Genomic DNA, 21911 nt, shown 5'->3' on the forward strand with positions numbered 1-21911 from the left:
GCATTACGCCTCGAACGGCGGCCGCCCGACCCCGGCGATCCGAAGATTGCCCCACGGATCGCGCTCCTCGAGCCGCGCGGCCGCCGGACCTCGCCCGGGCAGCGTCAGAAAGACCTGTGAGCGACCCGGATCGGGCAACTCCTCGCCAGTGGCCGCGGCGACCCGCCCATACCAGTGGTATCGCCCGTCGATGGGATCCGGATGCCCGCTCAGCGTCACCTGGACCTGCACCTCCGCGCCGGGCGCGTCGAGTACCGCCGGACCCGAATAGTCGTGCGCCGGTTCGCGATCGGCCGCGACGGTCAGGTCGAAGTGCCCCGGGTCGGGGTGTCGCAGCGTCCGCCAGTAGGACACGCTCGACCCCGGCCACGCCGCCCGGTTGATGCCGTGCTCATCGAGATACCAGCTGTCGCACCCGCCCGAATTCCACACGCTCCCAGCGAGTTTCGCGTGCACCCGCCGATTGAACTCATGCTGCGTCCCCGCCCGCACCTCCATCCGAGTACTTCCGGTCCGGCGCATCAACTCCAGGCACTGCCGGATGTAGCGGGCCTGTGCCTCGATCATGAAGACGATCGATTGATTGCCGCCCCCGGAATTCGGCCCCATGATGACGAACAGATTCGGCAGCCCGTGCACGGCGACGCCGAGGAAAGCCTCCGTTCCGTTCCGCCAAATATCCTGGAGCGCACGGCCGTTCGCGCCGACAAGGTGCTGGTCGGAGAACCGATCCGCGATCTTGAACCCGGTCCCGTAGACGATCGCGTCGAATTCCCGGTCCACGCCGTCGACGGTGGTGATGCCGGTGGGGGAGAGGTGGTCGATGGCCTCGGTGACCAGTTCGACATTGTCGCGTTGCAGCGTCGGATAGTAGTCGTCGGACACCAGCACCCGCTTGCATCCCAACCGGTAGTCCGGCGTGAGCTTGCGCCGCAGCTCCGGATCGCGCACCTGTCGACGTAGATGCCCGCGTGCCAGAAATTCGAAGCGCCGCATGATGTTCGGGTTCATGAACGCCACGATCGACGATTCGTAGGTCCAGTAGATGGCCCACCGGTACAGCCGCTGCGCCCCGGGCACCCTGCGAAACATCCGCCGCTCCCAGGCCGCCAACGGCCGATCGGGTTTGGGGATCACCCAGTGCGGCGTGCGCTGGAAGACGCTCACCCGCGCGGCCTCACGCGCGAGCTCCGGAACGAACTGCACCGCGCTCGCCCCGGTGCCGATGACCGCGATCCGCTTACCTGCCGGATCGAGCGAGTGGTCCCACTGTGCCGAATGGAAGCTGGTGCCGCCGAACGTCTCTCGGCCGGGAAACTCCGGAATGGACGGCACGTGCAAAGGTCCGGCCGCCAATATCACCGTCCGCGGCCGGTACCGCTCGCCCGCGGCGGTGCGCACCTCCCACCGGTCGGCGTCGTCGTCGAAGTCCAGCGCCGTGACCTCGGTCCGCAACCGCAGCCGCTCCCGCAGCCCGTAGGTGTCCACGGTGCGCTTCAGGTAGTCCAGAATCTCCTCCTGGCGCGCGAACAACCGCGTCCAGTCCCGATTGGGCTCGTACGAGAACGAGTACAGCAGCGACATGACATCGCATCCGCACCCGGGATAGGTGTTCTCCCACCAGGTTCCACCGACCTCGGCGGACTTCTCCAACATGACGAAGTCGTCGATTCCGGCGCGCAGCAGTTCGATGGCGGTGCCGATCCCACCGAAACCCGCACCGACAATGACGATGTCGGGTTCGGTGCTCATGCCATCAGCCCCCGACGCCGCCAGATCCACTTGCCGACCGGGCCGATGAGCCCCTGCTTGTCCAGGAACGCCGCGAGATTCGCCGCGCCAGCGCCCAACGTCTGTTTGGCATAGGGATTCTCGCGCGCCACCCGCCGTGCGGCACGCCCATCGAGCCCCGCGCGGTCGTACATGTGTCGGTTGGTGAGCAGGTACACGAACAGCGGAGCGGCCACCGCCACACACAAACGGGTATACGCCAGTTCGGATTTCGACATCGTCCCCACCCGCCGCGCCAACGCGTCGCGGGCGAACCCGATGTGGCGCGCCTCCTCGGTGACGTGAATCCGCATGGCCCGCGCCACCAGCGGCTGCAACTGCGGATCGTCGAGGGTGCGCCGCTGCACGGCGTCGAAGATCTCCTCGCCGACCAGCGCGCCCACCCACACCATCGAGCCGCGCAGAAACAGCTGCAGGCTCGAGATCAGCAGCCGCCCACCGGCATTCGGCCAATACGGCCGCGCCTCGATGCGGTCGATGACCTTGCCGAACATCATCATGTGCCGACACTCGTCACCCATCTCGGTGAGCGTGTAGTGGGCGTGGCGCGAGGTGGGATCGCCGTTCATGAGCTCGCGCAGCAGCAGCCGGTTGAGCAGATTCTCGAACCAGATCCCCACCGACAGCACATTGGCCAACTCCTGGCGCGACAGCTCCCGTCGCTGCGCGGCAGTCATGGACTCCCACAGCGCGGTGCCGTACAGCGAGACCACCTCGGGCGGCAGGAACAGTTTCTCGGGATCCAGTGGCGCGTCCCAATCCAGGTCCACCACCGGGTCGTAGGACTTCTTCGCCGACCCGACCAGGAGCCGGTGCGCGAAGGATTCTTGCGGGAGAAGTGTGGCTTCGTTGCCCATGACAGCTCTCCGACCTCGAAGTATGCGATACAAGCCGTGCCCCCAGATTAGTGTGACAAGGTGTATCAGTCAATGGGGTCGCCCTGGTGAGACGGGTCGATTCGGCCGCCACGGCATCGCGCTAAGGTGGGCTGGTGACCGAGACCAGCACGAATGCGAGCCCCCGCGCGGCGGATGGCCGCAGCACCCGCTGGAACGGCCACAAGGCGCGCCGCCGCGCCGATATGCTCGACGCCGCCCTCGCCGTCATCGAGGAGAACGGCACCGAGATCTCCGTCCAGCAGATCGCCGACCGGCTGCGCGTCCCGCGCCCGGTGGTGTACCGCCACTTCGACGGCCGCGCCGACCTCGACGAACAGATTCGCCGCCACATACTGGAATCCCTGCTGGCCGAACTGCTTCCACGCCTGCGCCCCGACGGCACCGTGCGCGATGCCGTCCGCGGCGCGGTCGGCACCTACGTGGGATGGGTGGAGCGCCATCCGAATCTGCATCGCTTCCTCATCGCCGCCGATCCGCAGGCCGAATCCTCCCAGGCCCTGGCGGGTGCGCGCGACCGCATCGGCGGACAGCTCGCCGTGCTGTTCGCGGGCACGCTGACGCGCTTCGGCATCGACGCGAATCGGGCCCGCCCCATGGCTTTCGGCATCATCGGCTTCGTCGACGGCCTGGTGAACAGCTGGCGCGCCGACCCCGCCTCGACCCTGACCTCCGAACAGGTGGAGGGCATTCTCGCCGAATCCGTGCTCGCCCTCATGGAGGGCAATGCCCGCAGCCTCGATGTTCCGCTCACCCGCGACTCGCTGGTCGCGGATCTGCTGACGCGAGGGGAACCGCAGCCCGCCAACTGAATACGGCGACGCGGTTAGGATTCGGGTTCGCCAGCAATCGGGGAGAGACAACAGGTATGGATCGCAACGCGTTCGTCGCCGTCATGAACGAGGCCAACGAACTACTCCGCACCGGTCGTGCGGCCGAGGCCCTCGTCCGACTGACCGTCTTCGACGACGCGCTCACCACCGCGCCGGATCCGCGCGACTACGGCTGGATCATCGCCTACCGCTTCCAAGCCGCCTTCGCCGCAGGGGATTTCGAACAGGCGCTGCGAATTCTGGAGTACGGCCCGGCACGGTTTCCCGCGGATATTCCGGCCGGAACCATGGCGACGCTCTACTCCATGGGCATCGAGGCCGCCACCGAGGTCGGGCGCGCCGATATCGCGGTCGCCATGGCCGACCGGTGCCTGGACCTGCGGCGCGCGCACGGCACCCCGGAAGAGGTGCTGATGGCCGCCAAGACCGCGGCCACCCTGCTCACCGGCGTCGACCGGCCCGACCTCGCGGCCAAATACCACCGAATGCTCGCCGAGGACGGGCAGACGCCCGTCGCCCAGTTCGCCCCGGATGGCGGCCCCACCGCCGCGAGCCGCGCCAAACAGCCGCCCGCCGACCAGTGCGCCCAGGGCGCGGCCGCCGACGAACTACTGGCCTCCGGCCGCCCCGCCGACGCGGCCGCCGCCTATCGCGCGCTGCTCGACGCCGCCCTCGCCAGCAAGCGGCCGGACCCGCTCATCGCCGCGAAATCCGTACTCGGACTGATGATGTCGCTCATCTTCGACAATCGGGTGCACGAGGCGCACGCCATCTGGATCGACGAGACCGCGCCCACCCGGCTCGGCATTCTGGCGCTGGAGAGCGGGCAGACCTCGCGGCACGACCTGACCGGCTACGACCTGGTGCAGGCCTACCTGTACTCGCTCGCGGCGAGCGAACGCGACAATGCCCTCGACGCCGTCAACGCGCTCATGCCCCGCTGTGTCGACTTCGCCTACGAACGCGATCGCCAGCGGGTGCCGCAGATGATCAACAACTGGCGACGCCACATTCGCGAGATCTACGACGACGCGCCGCCGCCGCAGGCGCTGCGCGCGGTCGAGGAGGCCGAACAGCGCTGGGGCCAGCCGGTTCCGGCGGGCCCGCTGTACTGGCAGCGGCCCTACCCGTGGATCATCGACTGGCTCTGACCCCGCTGCCCCGCCGTTGTCCTGACCGCCCCCGACAGTCGGCCAGGACAACGCCGCGATGACATTCGCTACCCGGTTGCCGAGGCGGGCTTGCGCTCGGCCAGCGCGCGGTAGCTGGCCTGCCACAGCCACTCCACCGGACCACGTTCGAAGCGCCGCAGCCACAGATGCGCGAACACCAGCATCAGCGCGGCGGTGACGATGTAGACCGCGACGGTGAAGGGCACCCGGGCATTCGGCGAGACCTGCGCGGCCAGACCCAGACCCCAGCCGTAGCAGATGCTCGACGCCACCACATTCTGAAGGATGTAGCAGCTCAGTGCCATTCGGCCGACCTCGCCGAAGCGGCGGCCCACGAAACCCGGCGCCGGACGGCGGGCGTAGAACTCGGCGACCAGACCCAGAATGCCGAGCGCCACGAACGGGGCGACCCCATAGCGGGTAATGATGATCATGTCGCCGTTCACCAGGCCCAATGCCATATCGATCGGTGCCGCGACCGCGCCGATGACCATGAGCCGCTTGCGGATTCGCCCGCCGGTGGGCGCGAACAGTCCGGCATTGAACAGTCGCGCGCCGATCAGGAAGAGCGCGACCGACATGGGGAAGATGAAGATCGCCTCCAGCCGGAACAACACCAGGTGCTCCCAGCGGAACACCACCAGATCCCAGAACGAGCCGTCCGCATAGGGATTGGGGTCCACCGAGGCGATCGGCTCGGAGTCGGAGTCCGAGGGCGCGGCGGCCAGCAGGGCGAACGCGAGCAGCGAGATCATGGCGAGGTGAATGTTCGCCGTGATGATCAGCCAGCGGCGCTGCGCTTTCGGGCTGGTGGCGAGGACGAACGCCACCACAAGGCCGGTCAGCGCGTAACCCATGAGCACGTCGAACTCGGTGAACAGCAGGAAGTGCAACAGGCCGTCGAGGAACAGCAGCATGGCGCGCCACGGGTACTTGCCCGGCCACGGCCGACCACCGCGCGCCGCCGATCGCTGCTGAATAGCCAGACCGATGCCGAACATGATGGTGAGCAGCCCCAGGAACTTGCCCTGCGCCAGCTGCTGGAGCACCCGCTCCACCCACAGCATGGCCCCGGTGGGCTCATCGGTGCGGTTGAGGTAGCCGAGCAGGCCCTCGACATTGGTGAAGATCCAGATGTTGGTGCCCAGGGTGCCGAGGATGGCGATACCGCGCAGCACGTCCAGCGCGGCGACACGGCTCGAAACCCGCACGGGGGCGGCGTCGTTCGCGGGCGAGGGGGACAGGGTGGACGAATCGGAAACCGGTTCGGGCATGCGGGAATTCTCCCGTCCGGCCTTGTCATCGCGCGTCGCCCACAGGGATGATCGCGACTACGACCTGAGACGGGCACCCCCGAGACGCCCGAGAGTGACCTCGCCGACACCGGACCCACCCCACCCGCGCCCGATTCGGTGGCGCGTCGCCTAGGCTCGGACACATGCAGCGCATTATCGGAATCGAGGTCGAGTACGGCATTTCCACGCCTACGGAGCCGTCGGCCAACCCGATTCTCACGTCCACCCAGGCGGTGCTCGCCTATGCCGCGGCCGAGGGCGTGCCGCGCGCCAAGCGCACGCGCTGGGACTACGAGGTGGAATCGCCGTTGCGCGATGCTCGCGGCTTCGACCTGGGCAGGCTCAACGGTCCCGCGCCGGTCATCGACGCCGACGAGGTGGGCGCGGCCAATATGATCCTCACCAACGGCGCCCGGCTCTACGTGGACCACGCCCACCCCGAGTACTCCGCCCCGGAGGTCACCGACCCCCTGGACGCGGTCATCTGGGACAAGGCCGGGGAGCGGGTCATGGAGGCCGCCGCGCGCCACGCCTCCAGCGTGCCGGGCGCGCCCCGGATGCAGCTGTACAAGAACAATATCGACAACAAGGGCGCGTCCTACGGCACCCATGAGAACTACCTCATGAGCCGCGACACCCCCTTCAACCAGATCATTCTCGGGCTCACGCCGTTCTTCGTCTCCCGCCAGGTGGTGACCGGTTCCGGGCGCGTCGGCATCGGGCAATCCGGTGACCAGCCCGGCTTCCAGCTCTCGCAGCGCTCGGACTACATCGAGGTCGAGGTCGGGCTGGAGACCACGCTCAAGCGCGGCATCATCAACACCCGCGACGAACCGCACGCCGACGCCGACAAGTACCGCCGCCTGCACGTCATCATCGGCGATGCCAACCTGTCGGAATGGTCCACCTACCTCAAGGTCGGCACCACCGCGCTGGTGCTCGACCTCATCGAAGCGGGCGAGGACCTCTCGGATCTGCAACTGGCCCGACCGGTCACCGCCGTACACACCATCAGCCACGACCCCACGCTGCGCGCCACCGTCGCGCTCGCCGACGGCCGCGAGCTGACCGGCCTTGCGCTGCAACGGCTTTACCTCGATCGCGTGGAGAAGTACAACGACCGCATCGGCAACGACGACCCGCGCGCCAAGGACGTCATCGAGAAGTGGGCGCACGTGCTCGATCTGCTCGAGCGCGACCCCATGGAGACCGCCGATCTGCTCGACTGGACCGCGAAACTCCGTCTGCTGGAAGGGATGCGCAATCGCGAGGGCCTCGGCTGGGCCGCGCCCAAACTGCATCTCATGGACCTGCAGTACTCGGACGTACGCCTGGACAAGGGGCTCTACAACCGCCTGGTGGCGCGCGGCTCCATGCGACGCCTGGTCACCGAACAGCAGGTCGTGGACGCGATGACCAATCCGCCCACCGATACCCGCGCCTACTTCCGCGGCGAGTGTCTGCGCCGCTTCGGGGCCGATATCGCCGCCGCCAGCTGGGATTCGGTCATCTTCGATCTCGGCGGTGACTCGCTGGTGCGCATTCCCACCCTGGAGCCGCGCCGAGGCACCAAAACCCATGTGGGCAAACTGCTCGACGGGGTGCACACGGCCGCCGAACTGGTGGACCAGCTCACCCACTGAGGGAATTCTCGCCGCGCGTCGAGCGCTGTCACCGGGCGTGCGGCCGTATTGCACGGGTGTTGCGGCAGGGGCACATTGCGGGCGAATCCCGCATGATGTCCCCTCCGCTGGGTAGTGTTGTGGGACGAGTTCGGGTTCGAATGTCCGTTCTCGCCGATGATCAGGACAGAGGAGGTCGGCTGCTATGGCACAAGAGCAGACCAAGCGCGCCGGTGGCGGCGACGAGGACGAGGGCCCCGTCGGCGACGGCGCCGCGGGACAGGAACGCCGCGAGAAGTTGGCGGAGGAAACCGACGACCTGCTCGACGAGATCGACGATGTCCTCGAGGAGAACGCGGAAGACTTCGTGCGCGCCTACGTTCAGAAGGGCGGCCAGTGACACCAGGTGACCCCTTGCGTCTCCACACGGGGTACGCCCTCTCCTCCTTCTCCGAATATCTCCGAGTCAACGCGCCGGAACTGTTGCCCGCCAACAAGTTCGGATCCGACGGTGCCCAGGTGCCGTCGGATATCGCGCCGCACGGCACCACCATCGTCGCGGTCTCCTACCGCGGCGGTGTGCTGATCGCCGGTGACCGGCGGGCCACCCAGGGCAACCTGCTGGCCAGCCGCGACATCGAGAAGGTGTACATCACCGACACCTACTCGGCGGCCGGTATCGCGGGCACCGCGGGGATGGCGATCGAGATGATCCGCCTGTTCGCGGTGGAGCTGGAGTACTACGAGAAGATCGAGGGCGTACCGCTCACCTTCGACGGCAAGTCCAACAAGCTGTCGAAGATGGTGCGGGACAATCTGCCCGCGGCGCTACAGGGGCTGGCGGTGGTCCCGTTGCTGGTGGGCTACGACCCGTCGCAGCTGGACGCCGACAAAGCGGGCCGCATCGTGTCCTACGACGTGGTCGGCGGGCGCAGCGAGGAGCGTTTCGGCTACACCGCCGTGGGCTCGGGTTCGCTGTTCGCCAAGTCGTCGCTGAAGAAGACCTACACCCGCGGCCTAGATCAGGATCGGGCGCTGCGGATCGCGGTCGAATCGCTCTTCGACGCGGCCGACGACGACACCGCCACCGGCGGACCGGACACCATGCGGGGCATCTACCCCACGGCCATCACCATCGACGCCGAGGGCTCGGTCGAGGTGACCGAGGAACGGCTGGCGAGCATTACGCGGACGATCGTCGCCGAACGGGGCGCGGCGGCCGCTGAAGGGAGCGGCGAAGCATGACACTGCCGTACTACGCGTCGGCCGAACAGATCATGCGCGACAAGACCGAACTTGCGCGCAAAGGTATCGCCCGCGGCCGCAGTGTCGTGGTGTTGGTGTACGACAAGGGCGTGCTGTTCGTGGCCGAGAACCCCTCGGCGACGCTGCACAAGGTGAGTGAGCTCTACGACCGGGTCGGATTCGCCGCGGTCGGCAAGTACAACGAGTTCGAGAATCTGCGCCGCGGCGGCATCCTGCAGGCCGATCTGCGCGGCTACCAGTACGACCGGCGCGATGTCACCGGCCGTGCGCTGGCGAATATGTACGCCTCCTCGCTCGGCTCGATCTTCACCGATCAGCTCAAGCCGTTCGAGGTGGAGATCTGCATCGGCGAGGTCGGCTATCCGGAACAGGATCCCGACGCGGTGCTGTACCGGATCAACTTCGACGGATCCATCGTCGACGAGCGGGAGTACGTGGTGATGGGCGGAAATACCGAACCCATCGTCACCGCCCTCAAATCGACGTATCAGCCTGGGCTGGACCTGCATTCGGCACTCGGTGTCGCGCTGCAGGCCCTGCAAAAGGGAGCCCCCGAGGCCGAGAAGGACAAGAAGGTCCTCGGCGTCTCCTCCCTGGAAGTCGCGACCCTGGAGCAAGCCCGCCCCCGCCGCGCCTTCCGCCGTATCCAGAGCTCGACCCTGTCGCAACTCATCACCGGCCAGGCCGCCACCGCGAAGTCCTCGGACGAGCCGGACAAGCCCGGCTCGGGCGATCCGTCCAACGCCTGAAACCGGACGAAACCTGATGCCGGGCCGCGAACCACCAGGTTCGCGGCCCGGCATCGTCAAGTGGACCGCACGAGATGGGCCGAGGCGTTGACACAGTGGAGGATCGGCGCGGCGATTGCCGCGCCGAGTGGGAACCGGCATGCCACGGACCGGTCGCGTCGAGGGCGGATCGCCTGGCTGTTCGCGGTCGCGGCGCTGGCGGTGACGGCGATCGCGGCGGTACCCGCGATCGCGTGGGCGGACCGCTTCTATCGGTTGCGGGACGTCGCCGTGTGGGCGCTGCCCGTGTGTGTTCTCGGGTTCGCGGCGCTGATCGTCCTCGCGCCGAGGCTGGGTTGGCGGCGCGCCTGGGCTTGGCTGGCGCCCGCCGCCGTGCTGGCGCTGGCGGTGATACCCCTCGTCGTCGTGACAATGGCGTGGGCGGCCCTCGGCTCCGACGATGGGCAGACCGTGGCCGTCGAGGCCAGCTCGGACGGCCGCCACGAGGCCGTCACGCTCCACGTGAGCGATGCTGTCGACACCCTCTGCGCCGTGCGCCTGCGCGAGCGCGGCGGATTGTTCAGCAGGCAGACCAAGGTGTGGACAGCGCCGGAGGGGCAGCGCTGTCCACAGCGGGTGTCCTTCGCGGCAAACAACACGATCGTCATCGTCGATGCGCGTGGCCGGGAAATCACGGCGGAGTTCGACACCCGTGAGATGCGGGTGACGCAGCTCGTCGCTCCGCCATCATGATTGCGGCAGCGCCCCACGAACGCGGCGGCGCGACAGTGAGATTCGCGCGCGCTGGCCGTATTCGTCGCGGCGGCAGCGGAAGTCGGTCGTGCATCAGGCCCGTGCGGGAGATACCGGACTTCCCGAAAGCCGTTCGAATGCCGCTTTTGCGGACGGAAACTCCGAGCGGGCGTGAACGCCGCACGCAATATCCTCGGACGTTCCGGGGAGAAGTACGGTAATAGCTATCTGTCCAGGGCGACAGTCCTCGCCCGATGACACGTGGCCCGACTGATTCCCGGAACCGGCCTCGACGCGGCCGCGCCGCCCGCATCCGGCGTCCAGTCACCGAATGCGGTATTTCGGCAGCTGAAAAGGCGGCACGAGCGCGCAGGTCACAGCATGCGCGTCGTTGCATCCACTGCTAAATCGTTGTGAAGCCGTTTGCATCGGCTTTGCGACAGCGCCCTTTTCGGGCTGAATCTGGCTGTAATGTCGATAGTGTGCAGCGACGAATCATGGGGATCGAGACCGAATTCGGGGTGACGTGCACGTTCCACGGTCACCGTCGGTTGAGTCCTGACGAGGTGGCCCGGTATCTGTTTCGCCGGGTGGTTTCCTGGGGCCGTAGCTCGAACGTGTTCCTCCGCAACGGTGCCCGACTCTACCTTGACGTCGGTTCCCATCCGGAGTACGCGACGGCCGAATGCGACAGTCTGGTGCAGCTGGTCACCCACGACCGGGCGGGGGAGCGGGTCCTCGAAGACCTGCTCATCGACGCCGAGCAGCGCCTGGCCGAGGAGGGGATCGGCGGGGACATCTACCTGTTCAAGAACAACACCGACTCGGCGGGCAACTCCTACGGCTGCCACGAGAACTTCCTCGTGGTGCGTGCGGGCGAGTTCTCGCGGATCTCGGACGTGCTGCTGCCGTTCCTGGTGACCCGCCAGCTCATCTGCGGGGCGGGCAAGGTGCTGCAGACGCCGAAGGCGGCCACCTTCTGCCTGTCGCAGCGCGCCGAGCACATCTGGGAGGGCGTCTCTTCGGCGACCACGCGGTCGCGGCCGATCATCAACACCCGCGACGAACCGCACGCCGACGCCGAGAAGTACCGGCGGCTGCATGTGATCGTGGGCGACTCCAATATGGCCGAGCCGACCACCATGCTGAAGGTGGGCACGGCGTCGCTGGTGCTGGAGATGATCGAGGCGGGCGTCTCCTTCCGAGACTTCGCCCTGGACAACCCGATTCGCGCCATTCGCGAGGTCAGCCACGATCTGACCGGTCGGCGGCCGGTGCGGCTGGCGGGCGGTCGGCAGGCGTCTGCGCTCGACATCCAGCGCGAGTACTACGCCCGCGCCGTCGAGCATCTGCGCAATCGCGACCGCGATCCGCAGGTCGACGCGGTGGTGGACCTGTGGGGCCGCACCCTCGACGCCGTCGAGGCGCAGGACTTCGCCAAGGTGGACACCGAGATCGACTGGGTCATCAAGCGCAAGCTGTTCCAGCGCTACCAGGACCGCTACAGCATGGAGCTGTCCGACCCCAAGATCGCCCAGCTGGATCTGGCCTACCACGACATCAAGCGCGGACGCGGCGTCTTCGACCTGCTCCAGCGCAAGGGTCTGGCCAAGCGCATCACCGAGGACGAGGCGGTCGACGCCGCGGTCACCACACCGCCGCAGACCACCCGCGCCAAACTGCGCGGCGATTTCATCACCGCCGCGCAGGAGGCCGGTCGTGACTTCACGGTGGACTGGGTGCACCTGAAGCTCAACGACCAGGCCCAGCGCACGGTCCTGTGCAAGGACCCGTTCCGCTCCGTCGACGAACGCGTGGACCGGCTCATCGCCTCGATGTAGCGACGACGCAAGACGCGAGGCCGGGTTCTCCGAGGAACCCGGCCTTCGTCGTCGCCGGACCAGGCACTACGGCCGAGGAGCGGCACGGTCGGAGATGGGCCCGTCTGGCCGCGGCTTGTCCCGCGGCCGGGGCCATGCCCACACGGTCACCGAGACTTCCAGCGCCGCGAACCCGCCCGGAGCGAAGCGGAGGGCGATCAGACACCGCCGGGTCGTGCTACGCGCGTCGGCGGGGCGCATTACTCTCTATCGGGTGGCGATATCCAAGGTCGAGCGGTTGATGAATCTGGTTATCGCGCTGCTTTCCACGCGACAGTTCCTGACCGCCGAGCGGATTCGGGACAGCGTCGCGGGTTACGAGGACTCCGCGAGCGATGAGGCGTTCAGCCGCATGTTCGAGCGGGACAAGAACGAGCTGCGCGATCTGGGCATTCCTCTCGAGATCGGCCCGGTCGGTCGATTCTCGAGTGTGGAGGGCTACCGCATCAACCCGGACGCCTACTCCCTGCCCGATATCGACCTGACCAGTGCCGAAGCGGCCGCGGTCGCGGTCGCGGTGCAGCTGTGGGAATCGCCCGAGCTGGCCAATGCGGTCGAGGGCGCGCTGTTGAAGCTGCGCGCGGCCGGGGTACATGTGGAACCGGAGAACGGGGTCGCCACGGTGCCCGCCGTCCCGGCCCGCACCCGAGGTTCCGAACCGGTGCTGGGCAAACTGCTGGCCGCCATCGACGCCGGACAGGCCGTGCGCTTCCCGCACCGCACGCACGGCGACGAGTACACCGAACGCGATGTGCAGCCGTGGGGTGTGGTGACCCATCACGGCCGCTGGTACCTGGTCGGCCACGACAACGACCGTGACGCCATGCGCACCTTCCGCATCTCCCGCATCGGCGACCAGGTGACGCCCTACGGCCCGGTCAACGCCGTGCACAAGCCCGAGGACGTGGATCTGCGCGCCATTGTCGCCACGGTGACCAGCCAGCTGCCGATCACCGGTTCGGCGACGGTGTGGGTGGCCAAGGATCGCGGGCAGGAGATCCGCCGCCTCGGCGCGACCATGGAGGACCGCGAGATCGGCGGCCGCCCCGGATCGGTGGTCGAGGTGCCTATCCGGTCCCGCGACTGGCTGGCCCGCCTGCTCACCGGCCTCGGCCCCGACGCCTTGGTGATCGCGCCGGAAGAGTTGCGCGACAATGTGATCGGCCGTCTGCGGTCGGTGCTGGAACAGACGGAGGTCTCGGCGTGAGCGTCAGGGCCGGAGGAGGAAGCTTGCGTAACCACGCAGGCCCAGGGAACGCCGGAGAGGGCACAGCGTGAGCGTCAAGGGTGGCACCGGAAGCCGTCTGTCGGTGCGGCTTTCGCGTCTGCTGAACATGGTCCCGTACTTCCTGGCCAATCCGGGAATCAGCGCCGCCGAGGCGGCGGTCGAGCTGGGCGTGACCACCAAACAGCTGATGAGCGACCTCAATCAGCTGTGGATGTGCGGTCTTCCGGGGTACGGCCCGGGTGATCTCATCGACCTGTCGTTCTCCGAGGAGAGCATCGAGGTCACCTTCTCCGCCGGTATCGACCGCCCGCTGCGCCTGACCTCCACCGAGGCCACCGCCCTGCTCGTCGCGCTGCGCTCCATCGCCGACCTGCCGGGCATGGTCGATCCCAGCGCCGCACACTCCGCCATCGCCAAGATCGAGTCCGCCATCTCCGGCCGGGCCGCCGAGATTCGCGCCGCCGCACCGGTGGAAGCGCCCGCCGTCGCCACGGTGCGCTCCGCCCTGGCCCGCGGCCGCGCGCTGCGCCTGGTCTACTACTCCGCCAGCCGCGATGTGGTCTCCGAACGCGTCGTCGACCCCATTCGCATCGTCCTGGTGGACAACAACAGTTACCTACAGGCCTGGTGTCGCCAGGCCGAGGGCGTGCGCCTGTTCCGCCTCGACCGCATCGAGGAGGCCGCCGAACTCGACGAGCCCGCCCACCCGCCGGTCGACGCCACCGACGAATCCGCGGGTCTGGACCTGTTCGTGGACGATCCCGCGGTCCCCTTGGCGCGCTTGCGGATTCACGCCGACCTCGCCTGGGTCCTCGACCAGTACCCGATGCACCGCGTCACCACCCACCCGGACGGCAGCGTCGAGGCCACCATGCGCTTCGCCACCCTGGACTGGATGGCGCGCCTGCTGCTCGGCTTCGGTTCCGGCGTCACCGTCCTGGGCCCACCGGAACTGGTGAGCGCCGTCCGGGAGCGCTCCAGCGCGGCCCTATCCGCCTACGCCGCCCTCGCGGACGCCGGATAGATTGCTCCGGTGAGCAGCGTGTGCGAGGAGGTCGGTCCCGCTTGACGTTTCGCGTAATGGTGTTGGGCGCGGGCAGTATCGGTGTCTACGTCGGCGGCAAGCTCGCCGCCGCGGGTGCGGAGGTCACCTTCGTGGGCCGACCCCGCATCCTCGACGAGATCCGTTCCGCGGGCCTGCGTCTCACCGATCTGGACGGACACGACGAGTCGGTGGCACCCGAGACCTTCCACACCGCCACCACCCCCGGCGGTGACGTTGACCTCGTACTCCTGTGCGTGAAATCCGGCGATACCGCCACGGCCGCGGCGGAGCTGGCCGGAGTGCTGAAACCAGGCACCGTCGTGCTGAGCCTGCAGAACGGTATCGGCAACGACGCGGTCGTGCGCGAAATCCTGCCCAGCTGTGTGGTTTTGGCCGGAATGGTGATGTTCAATGTGGTGCACCACGAGGGCGGCCGCTTCCATCGCGGCACCGCGGGCGGTATCGCCGTCGCCGACGATCCGGTGCTCAACCGCTTCGCCCCGGTGTTGCGCCGCTCCGGCCTGGGCTTCGAGCGCTACCCGGATCTGCTCGCCGTGCAGTGGGCCAAACTGCTGCTCAATCTGAACAATCCGATCAACGCGCTGTCGGGCCGCCCGCTGCGCGAGGAGCTCGCGCACCGCGACTACCGCCGCTGCCTCGCCCTGGCCCAGCGCGAGGCCCTCGACGCCATGACCCGCGCCCAGATTCGCCCGGCCCGCCTCACCGTGCTCCCACCGGCTGCCATGACCCGCCTGCTGACCGTGCCCGACGGTGTATTCCGCCGGGTCGCGGGCACGGTGCTCGCCATCGATCCGGTGGCCCGCTCCTCCATGGCCGATGACCTCGCGGCCGGGCGGAAGACCGAAATCGCTTGGCTGTGTGGTGAAATCGTGAGCCTGGGCGCGATGGTCGGCATGCCGACGCCGGTGAATCAGCGCCTGATCGATCTCGTCACCGCCGCCGAGAACGGTGACCGTCGCACCTGGTCCGGACCGGAGCTGTTGGCCCAGCTGCGCGAGGCCGCGCGAGGGGCGGCGGGCGGAATCCCCGGGTAACATTCGGGCAAACTTCGCTGGCCGGGCAGCCGAACGAGGGTTGACAAATGGTTCGGCATATGCCGGTCGGGTAGCATCAAGTGACCACGTATTTGGAGGTAGTCGATGGGCTCATTGAGCGCGACGCATTGGATCATCATTGCGCTGTTGTTCCTCGTTCTGTTCGGGGCCAAGCGGCTTCCCGATGCTGCTCGCGGCCTCGGCCGGTCGCTGCGCATCTTCAAGAGCGAGATGAACGAAATGCACGCCGACGGCGACAAGGACAAGAACGCGCCGAGCGGTACCCAGGACAAGGCCGCCCCCGAGCTGCCCGCGGCCCAGCCGTCGGTCGACCCGGTGGCGCAGGCCAAGTCCGACCTGAACAAGGCGTAGACGGTTCATTCATGACTCCGGGATGAGGTCCTCGTCCCGGAGCGAGTTTTGTCCAGGTCCGGTGCTTGGCGATCAGCGAGGCAGTCAGAATGCGCATTCCGTTCGACCCCCGGCGCAGTCGGCGTAGAACGAACCCCGACGGCACCATGTCGTTGGTCGAGCACCTGCAGGAGCTGCGGTCGCGGCTTTTGAAGGCGATTCTCGCCGTCGCCGTGACGACCGTGTTCGGATTCCTGTGGTACTCGCACTCGTTCTTCGGCGTCGAGAGCCTCGGTGAGATCCTGCGCGGACCGTACTGTTCGCTGCCGCCCGAGGCCCGGGCCGATCTGACCTCCGACGGCACCTGCCGCCTGCTGGCGACCGGTCCGTTCGAACAGTTCATGTTGCGCTTGAAGGTCGGCCTGACCGCTGGCGTGGTGTTGGCCAGCCCGGCGTGGCTGTATCAGTTGTGGGCGTTCATCACCCCCGGCCTGTACGCCAAGGAGCGCAAGTACGCCATCTCGTTCGTGACCGCCGGTGCGGCGCTGTTCATGGCGGGCGCGGTGCTGGCCTACTGGGTCGTCGCGCACGCCCTGAGCTTCCTCATGACCATCGGCGACAACGTGCAGATCACGGCGCTGAGCGGTTCGGAGTACTTCGGCTTCATCATCAATCTGCTGATCATCTTCGGCGTGAGCTTCGAGACGCCGCTGCTGGTGGTCGGGCTCAACTTCATCGGTGTGCTCAGCTACGAGAAGCTGGTGAAGTGGCGGCGCGGGCTGATCTTCGGCCTGTTCGTCTTCGCGGCCATCGTGACCCCGCAGGATCCGTTCTCCATGCTGGCGCTCGCGCTGGCGTTGACCGTGCTGTTCGAGCTGGCGGTGCAGATCGCGCGGATCAACGACAAGCGCAAGGCGCGCGCGGCGCAGAACTGGGCCGATCTCTCCGATGACGAGGCGTCGCCGCTCACCCACGATGCCAGCCCGGTCGGAGCGCCGGAACCGGTGGCTCCGGCGGAACCTGTCGCCGCGCCGGAGAAAACCACACGATCGGTGTCGGATTACTCCGATACCCTCTGACAGTGGCAGATAGGTCGCTCACTGGCGAACTGGCGGCATTCACCGCCGAACTGAAATTTTCCCTGGATCCGTTCCAGCGGGACTCCTGTGTGGCTCTCGAGGGCGGGCACAGTGTGCTCGTGTGCGCGCCCACCGGTGCGGGCAAGACCGTGGTGGGCGAGTTCGCGGTGCATCTGGCGCTCGCCTCGGGCGGCAAATGCTTCTACACGACACCCATCAAGGCGCTGTCGAACCAGAAGTTCGCCGACCTCACCGCACGATACGGCCGCGACAAGGTCGGTTTGCTGACCGGCGACCAGTCCATCAATCCGGACGCCCCGGTCGTGGTCATGACCACCGAGGTCCTGCGCAATATGCTCTACGCGGGATCGGATGCGCTGCACGGGCTTTCGTATGTGGTGATGGACGAGGTGCACTACCTCGCCGACCGATTCCGGGGCGCGGTGTGGGAAGAGGTCATCCTGCACCTGCCGCCCGAGGTGCGCCTGGTCTCGCTGTCGGCGACCGTCTCCAATGCCGAGGAGTTCGGCGCGTGGATGGAGACCGTGCGCGGCGATACCGCCGTCATCGTGGACGAGACGCGGCCGGTGCCGCTGTGGCAGCACGTCATGGTCGGGCGGCGCATGTTCGATCTCTTCGACAACAAGTCCAGTGATCAGAAGGTCCTCGTCGACGAGGATCTGGTGCGCTACATCCGGCACAAGGAAGCCGTCGACCGCATGGACGGCTGGGCGGTGCCGGGGCGGCGCGGCGGCAACGGCCGCCGCATGTTTCGGCCGCTGCCGCGCCCCGAACTGCTCGCCCGCCTGGACGAAGAGGGGCTGCTGCCCGCCATCACGTTCATCTTCAGCCGCGCGGGCTGCGATGGGGCGCTGGCCCAATGCCTGCGCTCGCGGCTCAACCTCGCCCGGCCCGAGGACGCCGACGAGGTCGACGCCATCATCGAGAAGCACACCGGGGATCTGCCCAAGACCGATCTCGAGGTGCTCGGGTACTGGGAGTGGCGCGAGGCGCTCAAGCGCGGGCTCGCGGCGCACCACGCGGGGATGTTGCCCGCCTTCCGGCACACCGTCGAGGAACTGTTCGTGCGCGGTCTGGTGCGGGCCGTATTCGCCACGGAGACACTGGCTCTGGGTATCAATATGCCCGCGCGGACGGTGGTGCTGGAGCGCCTGGTGAAGTTCAACGGCGAAACCCACGCCGAACTCACGCCGGGGGAGTACACGCAGCTCACCGGGCGCGCCGGACGACGCGGCATCGATGTCGAGGGCCACGCGGTGGTCATGTGGACCCCGGATGTGGACACCAGCGCGGTGGCCGGTCTGGCCTCGACGCGGACCTATCCGCTGCGCAGTTCGTTCCGGCCCGGCTACAACATGTCGATCAACCTCATCGATCGGATGGGGGCGGCGGAGTCGCGGGCGCTGCTGGAGCGCTCCTTCGCGCAGTTCCAGGCCGACCGGTCGGTCGTGGGTCTGGTGCGCGGTATCGAACGCAACGAGGCCACGCTGCGCAAACTGCGCTCGCAGCTCGGCGACGACGACTTCCTCGAGTATTTCGAACTGCGCGAACGCATTCGGGAACGCGAACGGCACATCGAGCGCCAGGGCCGCACCGACCGGCGAGCGGCCGCAGTCTCCTCGCTGACCACGCTGCGGCGCGGAGATGTGGTCGCGATTCCGACCGGTCGGCGCGCCGGGCTGGCGGTCATCCTCGAACCCGATGCCTCCCCGGGCGATCCGCGTCCGCTCGTCCTCACCGAGGACAAATGGGCGGGCCGCGTCTCCGCCGCCGACTTCCCGGTTCCGGCCGAACCGCTCGGGCGACTGCGGCTGCCGCGCCACGTCGACCACCGCACCGCGCGGGTGCGCCGGGATCTGGCGTCGGCGCTGCGCGACACCGGACTGCGGCCCGGCCGCCAGCGGGTCGGCAAGAAGTCCCGCGCCGCCGACGACCAACAGCTGCAATCGCTGCGGCGGGCGTTGCGCGCGCATCCGGCGCACCACCGGCCCGACCGAGAACAGTTGGCGCGCATCGGCGAACGCTACAACCGTGTCCAGCGCGAAACCGAGAACATGCGCCAGCAGGTGGCCGCCACCACCAACTCCCTGGCGCGCACCTTCGACCGCATCGTGGGACTGCTCCAGGAGCGCGGTTACGTGGACGACGGCGAGATCACCGCGGACGGACGGCGGCTGGCGCGCATCTACGCCGAAGCCGACCTCGTGGTCGCCGAGAGTCTGCGGCAGGGGCTGTGGCGCGGTCTCGGACCCGCCGAATTGGCGGCCGTGGTCTCGGTGCTGGTGTACGAATCCCGCCAGGAGGGCGGCTATTTGGGGGCGACGGGGCCCACCGCGCCGATTCGCCGCGCGGTGGAGGCCACCATCGGCGTGTGGACGCGGCTGCGGGCCGACGAGGCCCGGCACAAGCTGCCGCCCACCCGCGAACCCGATATGGGATTCGTGAGCGGGGTCTACACCTGGGCGCGCGGCGATGACCTCGTCGATGCGCTGCTGGCGTCGGGGGATCGCGGAAACCCGCTCTCGGCGGGCGATTTCGTGCGCTGGTGCCGTCAGGTCATCGATCTGCTCGACCAGATCCGCAATACCGCCGACGACGAAGAGGTGGCGGGCACGGCGGCCAAGGCGGTGCGCGCCATCCGGCGGGGTGTCGTAGCGGTGGACGCCGCGTAGTGATAACGACTGTGCTTTGATTCTTGGATGTACCGACCGTGGTGGGATCACGCGCGTGAACTCACTCGGGGGGCTAGCGTGAAGTAGGACGACGCGAGTGGAGGCAAGCAGATGAGCGGCCCGTACGGACCGAACGACACCCCGGGCGGAGGGCAGGGCAGCAACGACCCGACTCAGCAGTGGACCGGCGGGACGCCCGCGCCGGGCGCGGGGCCCGCCCAGCAATGGGGTGGTCAGCAGCCGCCCGCGGAGCCGACCCAACAGTGGGGTGGTCAGCAGCAGGGGCAGTGGGGACAGCAGCCGCAGCAGCCCGGCGGGCAGCAGTGGGGGCAGAGCCAGCCGCAGTGGCCGCAGCAGGGTCAGCCGGGGCAGCCCGGTCAACCCGGCCAGCAGGATTGGGGTCAGCAGCCCGGTGGGCAGCAGTGGGGCCAGAGCCAGCCGCAGTGGCCCCAGCAGGGTCAGCCCGGGCAGACGTCGGACTGGAACAACCCGCAGCAGAGCCAGCCGTGGCCGCAGCCGGGTGGGCAGCAGCCCAAGAAGAAGACCGGTCTGATCATCGGTGCGGTCGTCGGCGCCGTCGTGGTGGTCGGCGCGATCATCGGCGGCGTGTTCTTCCTGACCGCCAAGGATCAGCTGGACAACAAGGCCGTGCAGAACGGTGTCCAGACGGTGCTCAAGGACTCCTACGGCATCGAGGACGTCAAGGACGTCAGCTGCCCCTCGGGTAAGAAGGTCGAGGTGGACAACACCTTCGACTGCACCCTGAAGGTCGGTGGCGAGGACAAGAAGGTCACCATCAAGATCACCAAGGACGACGGCACCTACGAGGTCGGTCGCCCGAGCTGAGCCTCGGCTCGGTAATACGCACCGGCGGAGCCGGTTTCACGCGACAACGAGCGCGCGAAACCGGCTCTCGCCGTCTTCGGTCCACCGCGCCCGCGTCCTGATCACCGTTCGCGTCGATCATGCGTCCTGGGGATCGCTCGCGCCGATCATGCGTCCTGGGGATTGCCCGCGCCGACCATGTGTCCTGGCCGCCTCGCGAACCATGCCCACGGGTATACGCGTCGGCGATCTCAGGTCCCTGCACGCCGCCTCGTACATGAGGGGGCAGTGGTGGCGCGACTCTCTCGGGCGATGCCGCCATGAGTTCCCCCTGAACACGTTCTCGGACGGGGGTTTTGGGCTCAGGCGCGGGTTAGGGCCTTGACGAGGCGCTTGACGGGGCTCTCGGCGTTGTAGGCGACGGCGAGTTCGGCCAGGCGCGCGGGGTCGGCCGAGGTGGTGGGGAGTAGGTCGGGGCCGGAGTATTCGACGGTGGCGTTCTGGACGACGCGGACGACTGGGCCCGCGGCCTTCAGATAGTCCTCCGCGGCAGCGAGTTTCGCGCGGACGCCCTTGGCCAGGTCGGAGGTGGGGTCGGCGACGGCGGCGCGCAGGGCGTCGAGGGTGCCGAAGCGGGAGATGAGGGTGGCGGCGGATTTGTCGCCGATTCCCGCGACGCCGGGTAGGCCGTCGGAGGCGTCGCCGCGGAGCGCGGCCATATCGGCGTAGGCCGGACCCGCGATCTCCTGGGGCACACCGTATTTGGCGGCCACCTCGGCGGGACCCCAGAGCTGCGCCTTGGACAGGCCCTGACCGACGTAGAACACGCGCACCGGCGGGGTGGGCAGATCGCGCACCAGTTGCAGCAGATCGCGGTCACCGCTGACGACGATGACCTCGCTGTCGCGCTCGCGGGTGGCGAGGGTGCCGATCACGTCGTCGGCCTCCAGGCCCTCGGCCCCCGCCGTCGCGATCCCGGCGGCCTCGAGCACCTCCATGATCATGTCGACCTGCGGCGTGAGGGTGTCGGGCACCTCCTCCACATCCGGCGCGGCCTCGTCCGCGACCCGGTGCGCCTTGTAGGAGGGGATCAGGTCCACCCGAAAGCTCGGCCGCCAATCCAGATCCAGGCACACCACGAGACGGCTCGGCTGATGCTGCTTCACCAGCGCCGCGACCATATCCGTGAACCCGCGCAGGGCATTCACCGGCCGCCCGTCGGGCGCGGTGATCTTCTCGGGAATGGCGTAGAAGGCGCGAAACCACAGGCTCGCACCATCGAGCAGCAACAGCGGACCGGGCGCGGGGGAGCTCATGGCCCAAGACGCTACCGCCCACCGCCGACAGTCGACGACAGGTCGACGGGGATGTTTCCGCCCCCGCGCTGTGTCCCGCCCGC

Annotated in this window: 19 protein-coding genes; 15 read left to right on the plus strand and 4 right to left on the minus strand. The window is 68.1% G+C overall.

What is annotated here, in order from left to right:
* Positions 1-3: 3 nt before the first annotated feature.
* Both ACIBH2_RS01110 and ACIBH2_RS01115 read right to left on the minus strand, forming a co-directional pair.
* Positions 4-1752, minus strand: a complete 1749-nt coding sequence (locus tag ACIBH2_RS01110; protein ID WP_397112086.1) for a DUF4873 domain-containing protein — start codon at positions 1750-1752, stop codon at positions 4-6.
* On the minus strand, positions 1749-2648 hold the full coding sequence (locus ACIBH2_RS01115) for a diiron oxygenase (RefSeq protein WP_397112088.1): 900 nt from the start codon (positions 2646-2648) through the stop codon (positions 1749-1751). The genes ACIBH2_RS01110 and ACIBH2_RS01115 overlap by 4 nt, the downstream gene beginning before the upstream one ends.
* A 134-nt stretch (positions 2649-2782) precedes the next feature.
* Between ACIBH2_RS01115 and ACIBH2_RS01120 the strand changes: the two genes are divergently transcribed.
* Together ACIBH2_RS01120 and ACIBH2_RS01125 are read left to right on the plus strand one after the other, a co-directional pair.
* Positions 2783-3499, plus strand: a complete 717-nt coding sequence (locus ACIBH2_RS01120; RefSeq protein ID WP_397112090.1) for a TetR/AcrR family transcriptional regulator — start codon at positions 2783-2785, stop codon at positions 3497-3499.
* A gap of 56 nt (positions 3500-3555) precedes the next feature.
* Positions 3556-4671 (plus strand): hypothetical protein, encoded by a 1116-nt coding sequence (locus ACIBH2_RS01125; protein ID WP_397112092.1) that lies wholly within the window; start codon positions 3556-3558, stop codon positions 4669-4671.
* Positions 4672-4739: 68 nt separating this feature from the next.
* Here the strand turns inward: ACIBH2_RS01125 and ACIBH2_RS01130 are convergent, their stop codons facing one another.
* Entirely contained in the window at positions 4740-5966 is a 1227-nt protein-coding gene (locus tag ACIBH2_RS01130; protein WP_397112094.1) for a DUF418 domain-containing protein, read from the minus strand.
* A 164-nt stretch (positions 5967-6130) separates the two neighbouring features.
* Here ACIBH2_RS01130 and dop point away from each other — a divergent pair, with 164 nt between their 5' ends.
* The 13 genes from dop to ACIBH2_RS01195 all read left to right on the plus strand — a co-directional run bounded on the left by dop (position 6131) and on the right by ACIBH2_RS01195 (position 20533).
* Positions 6131-7630, plus strand: a complete 1500-nt coding sequence (dop, locus tag ACIBH2_RS01135) for a depupylase/deamidase Dop (protein ID WP_397112096.1) — start codon at positions 6131-6133, stop codon at positions 7628-7630.
* Between the two features lie 184 nt (positions 7631-7814).
* A complete protein-coding gene (locus tag ACIBH2_RS01140; protein WP_067536347.1) occupies positions 7815-8009 on the plus strand; it encodes a ubiquitin-like protein Pup in 195 nt (64 codons plus the stop codon).
* A complete protein-coding gene (gene prcB / locus ACIBH2_RS01145) occupies positions 8006-8854 on the plus strand; it encodes a proteasome subunit beta (protein ID WP_397112099.1) in 849 nt (282 codons plus the stop codon). The genes ACIBH2_RS01140 and prcB overlap by 4 nt, the downstream gene beginning before the upstream one ends.
* The gene (prcA, locus tag ACIBH2_RS01150; protein WP_397112101.1) at positions 8851-9624 is read left to right on the plus strand and encodes a proteasome subunit alpha; all 774 of its coding nucleotides are present in this window, start codon (positions 8851-8853) and stop codon (positions 9622-9624) included. The genes prcB and prcA overlap by 4 nt, the downstream gene beginning before the upstream one ends.
* 60 nt (positions 9625-9684) lie before the next feature.
* Positions 9685-10356, plus strand: a complete 672-nt coding sequence (locus tag ACIBH2_RS01155; protein WP_397112103.1) for a hypothetical protein — start codon at positions 9685-9687, stop codon at positions 10354-10356.
* 482 nt (positions 10357-10838) lie between these two features.
* The gene (pafA, locus tag ACIBH2_RS01160; RefSeq protein WP_397112105.1) at positions 10839-12197 is read left to right on the plus strand and encodes a Pup--protein ligase; all 1359 of its coding nucleotides are present in this window, start codon (positions 10839-10841) and stop codon (positions 12195-12197) included.
* Between the two features lie 253 nt (positions 12198-12450).
* Positions 12451-13443, plus strand: a complete 993-nt coding sequence (locus ACIBH2_RS01165; RefSeq protein WP_397112107.1) for a helix-turn-helix transcriptional regulator — start codon at positions 12451-12453, stop codon at positions 13441-13443.
* A gap of 67 nt (positions 13444-13510) precedes the next feature.
* Entirely contained in the window at positions 13511-14488 is a 978-nt protein-coding gene (locus ACIBH2_RS01170) for a helix-turn-helix transcriptional regulator (RefSeq protein ID WP_397112109.1), read from the plus strand.
* Between the two features lie 41 nt (positions 14489-14529).
* A complete protein-coding gene (locus tag ACIBH2_RS01175) occupies positions 14530-15564 on the plus strand; it encodes a 2-dehydropantoate 2-reductase (protein WP_397112111.1) in 1035 nt (344 codons plus the stop codon).
* 105 nt (positions 15565-15669) lie between these two features.
* Positions 15670-15936 (plus strand): Sec-independent protein translocase subunit TatA, encoded by a 267-nt coding sequence (gene tatA / locus ACIBH2_RS01180; RefSeq protein WP_397112113.1) that lies wholly within the window; start codon positions 15670-15672, stop codon positions 15934-15936.
* An 89-nt stretch (positions 15937-16025) separates the two neighbouring features.
* Positions 16026-16994, plus strand: coding sequence for a twin-arginine translocase subunit TatC (gene tatC / locus ACIBH2_RS01185; protein WP_397112115.1), 969 nt, complete (start codon positions 16026-16028; stop codon positions 16992-16994).
* A complete protein-coding gene (locus tag ACIBH2_RS01190) occupies positions 16991-19687 on the plus strand; it encodes a DEAD/DEAH box helicase (RefSeq protein ID WP_397116743.1) in 2697 nt (898 codons plus the stop codon). The genes tatC and ACIBH2_RS01190 overlap by 4 nt, the downstream gene beginning before the upstream one ends.
* A 111-nt stretch (positions 19688-19798) precedes the next feature.
* Positions 19799-20533 (plus strand): DUF4333 domain-containing protein, encoded by a 735-nt coding sequence (locus ACIBH2_RS01195; RefSeq protein ID WP_397112117.1) that lies wholly within the window; start codon positions 19799-19801, stop codon positions 20531-20533.
* 341 nt (positions 20534-20874) lie between these two features.
* Here the strand turns inward: ACIBH2_RS01195 and ACIBH2_RS01200 are convergent, their stop codons facing one another.
* The gene (locus ACIBH2_RS01200) at positions 20875-21828 is read right to left on the minus strand and encodes a 5'-3' exonuclease H3TH domain-containing protein (protein ID WP_397112119.1); all 954 of its coding nucleotides are present in this window, start codon (positions 21826-21828) and stop codon (positions 20875-20877) included.
* Between the last annotated feature and the right edge of the window lie 83 nt (positions 21829-21911).

The organism is Nocardia sp. NPDC050406 (genome assembly GCF_044459025.1).
Taxonomy (GTDB): domain Bacteria; phylum Actinomycetota; class Actinomycetes; order Mycobacteriales; family Mycobacteriaceae; genus Nocardia.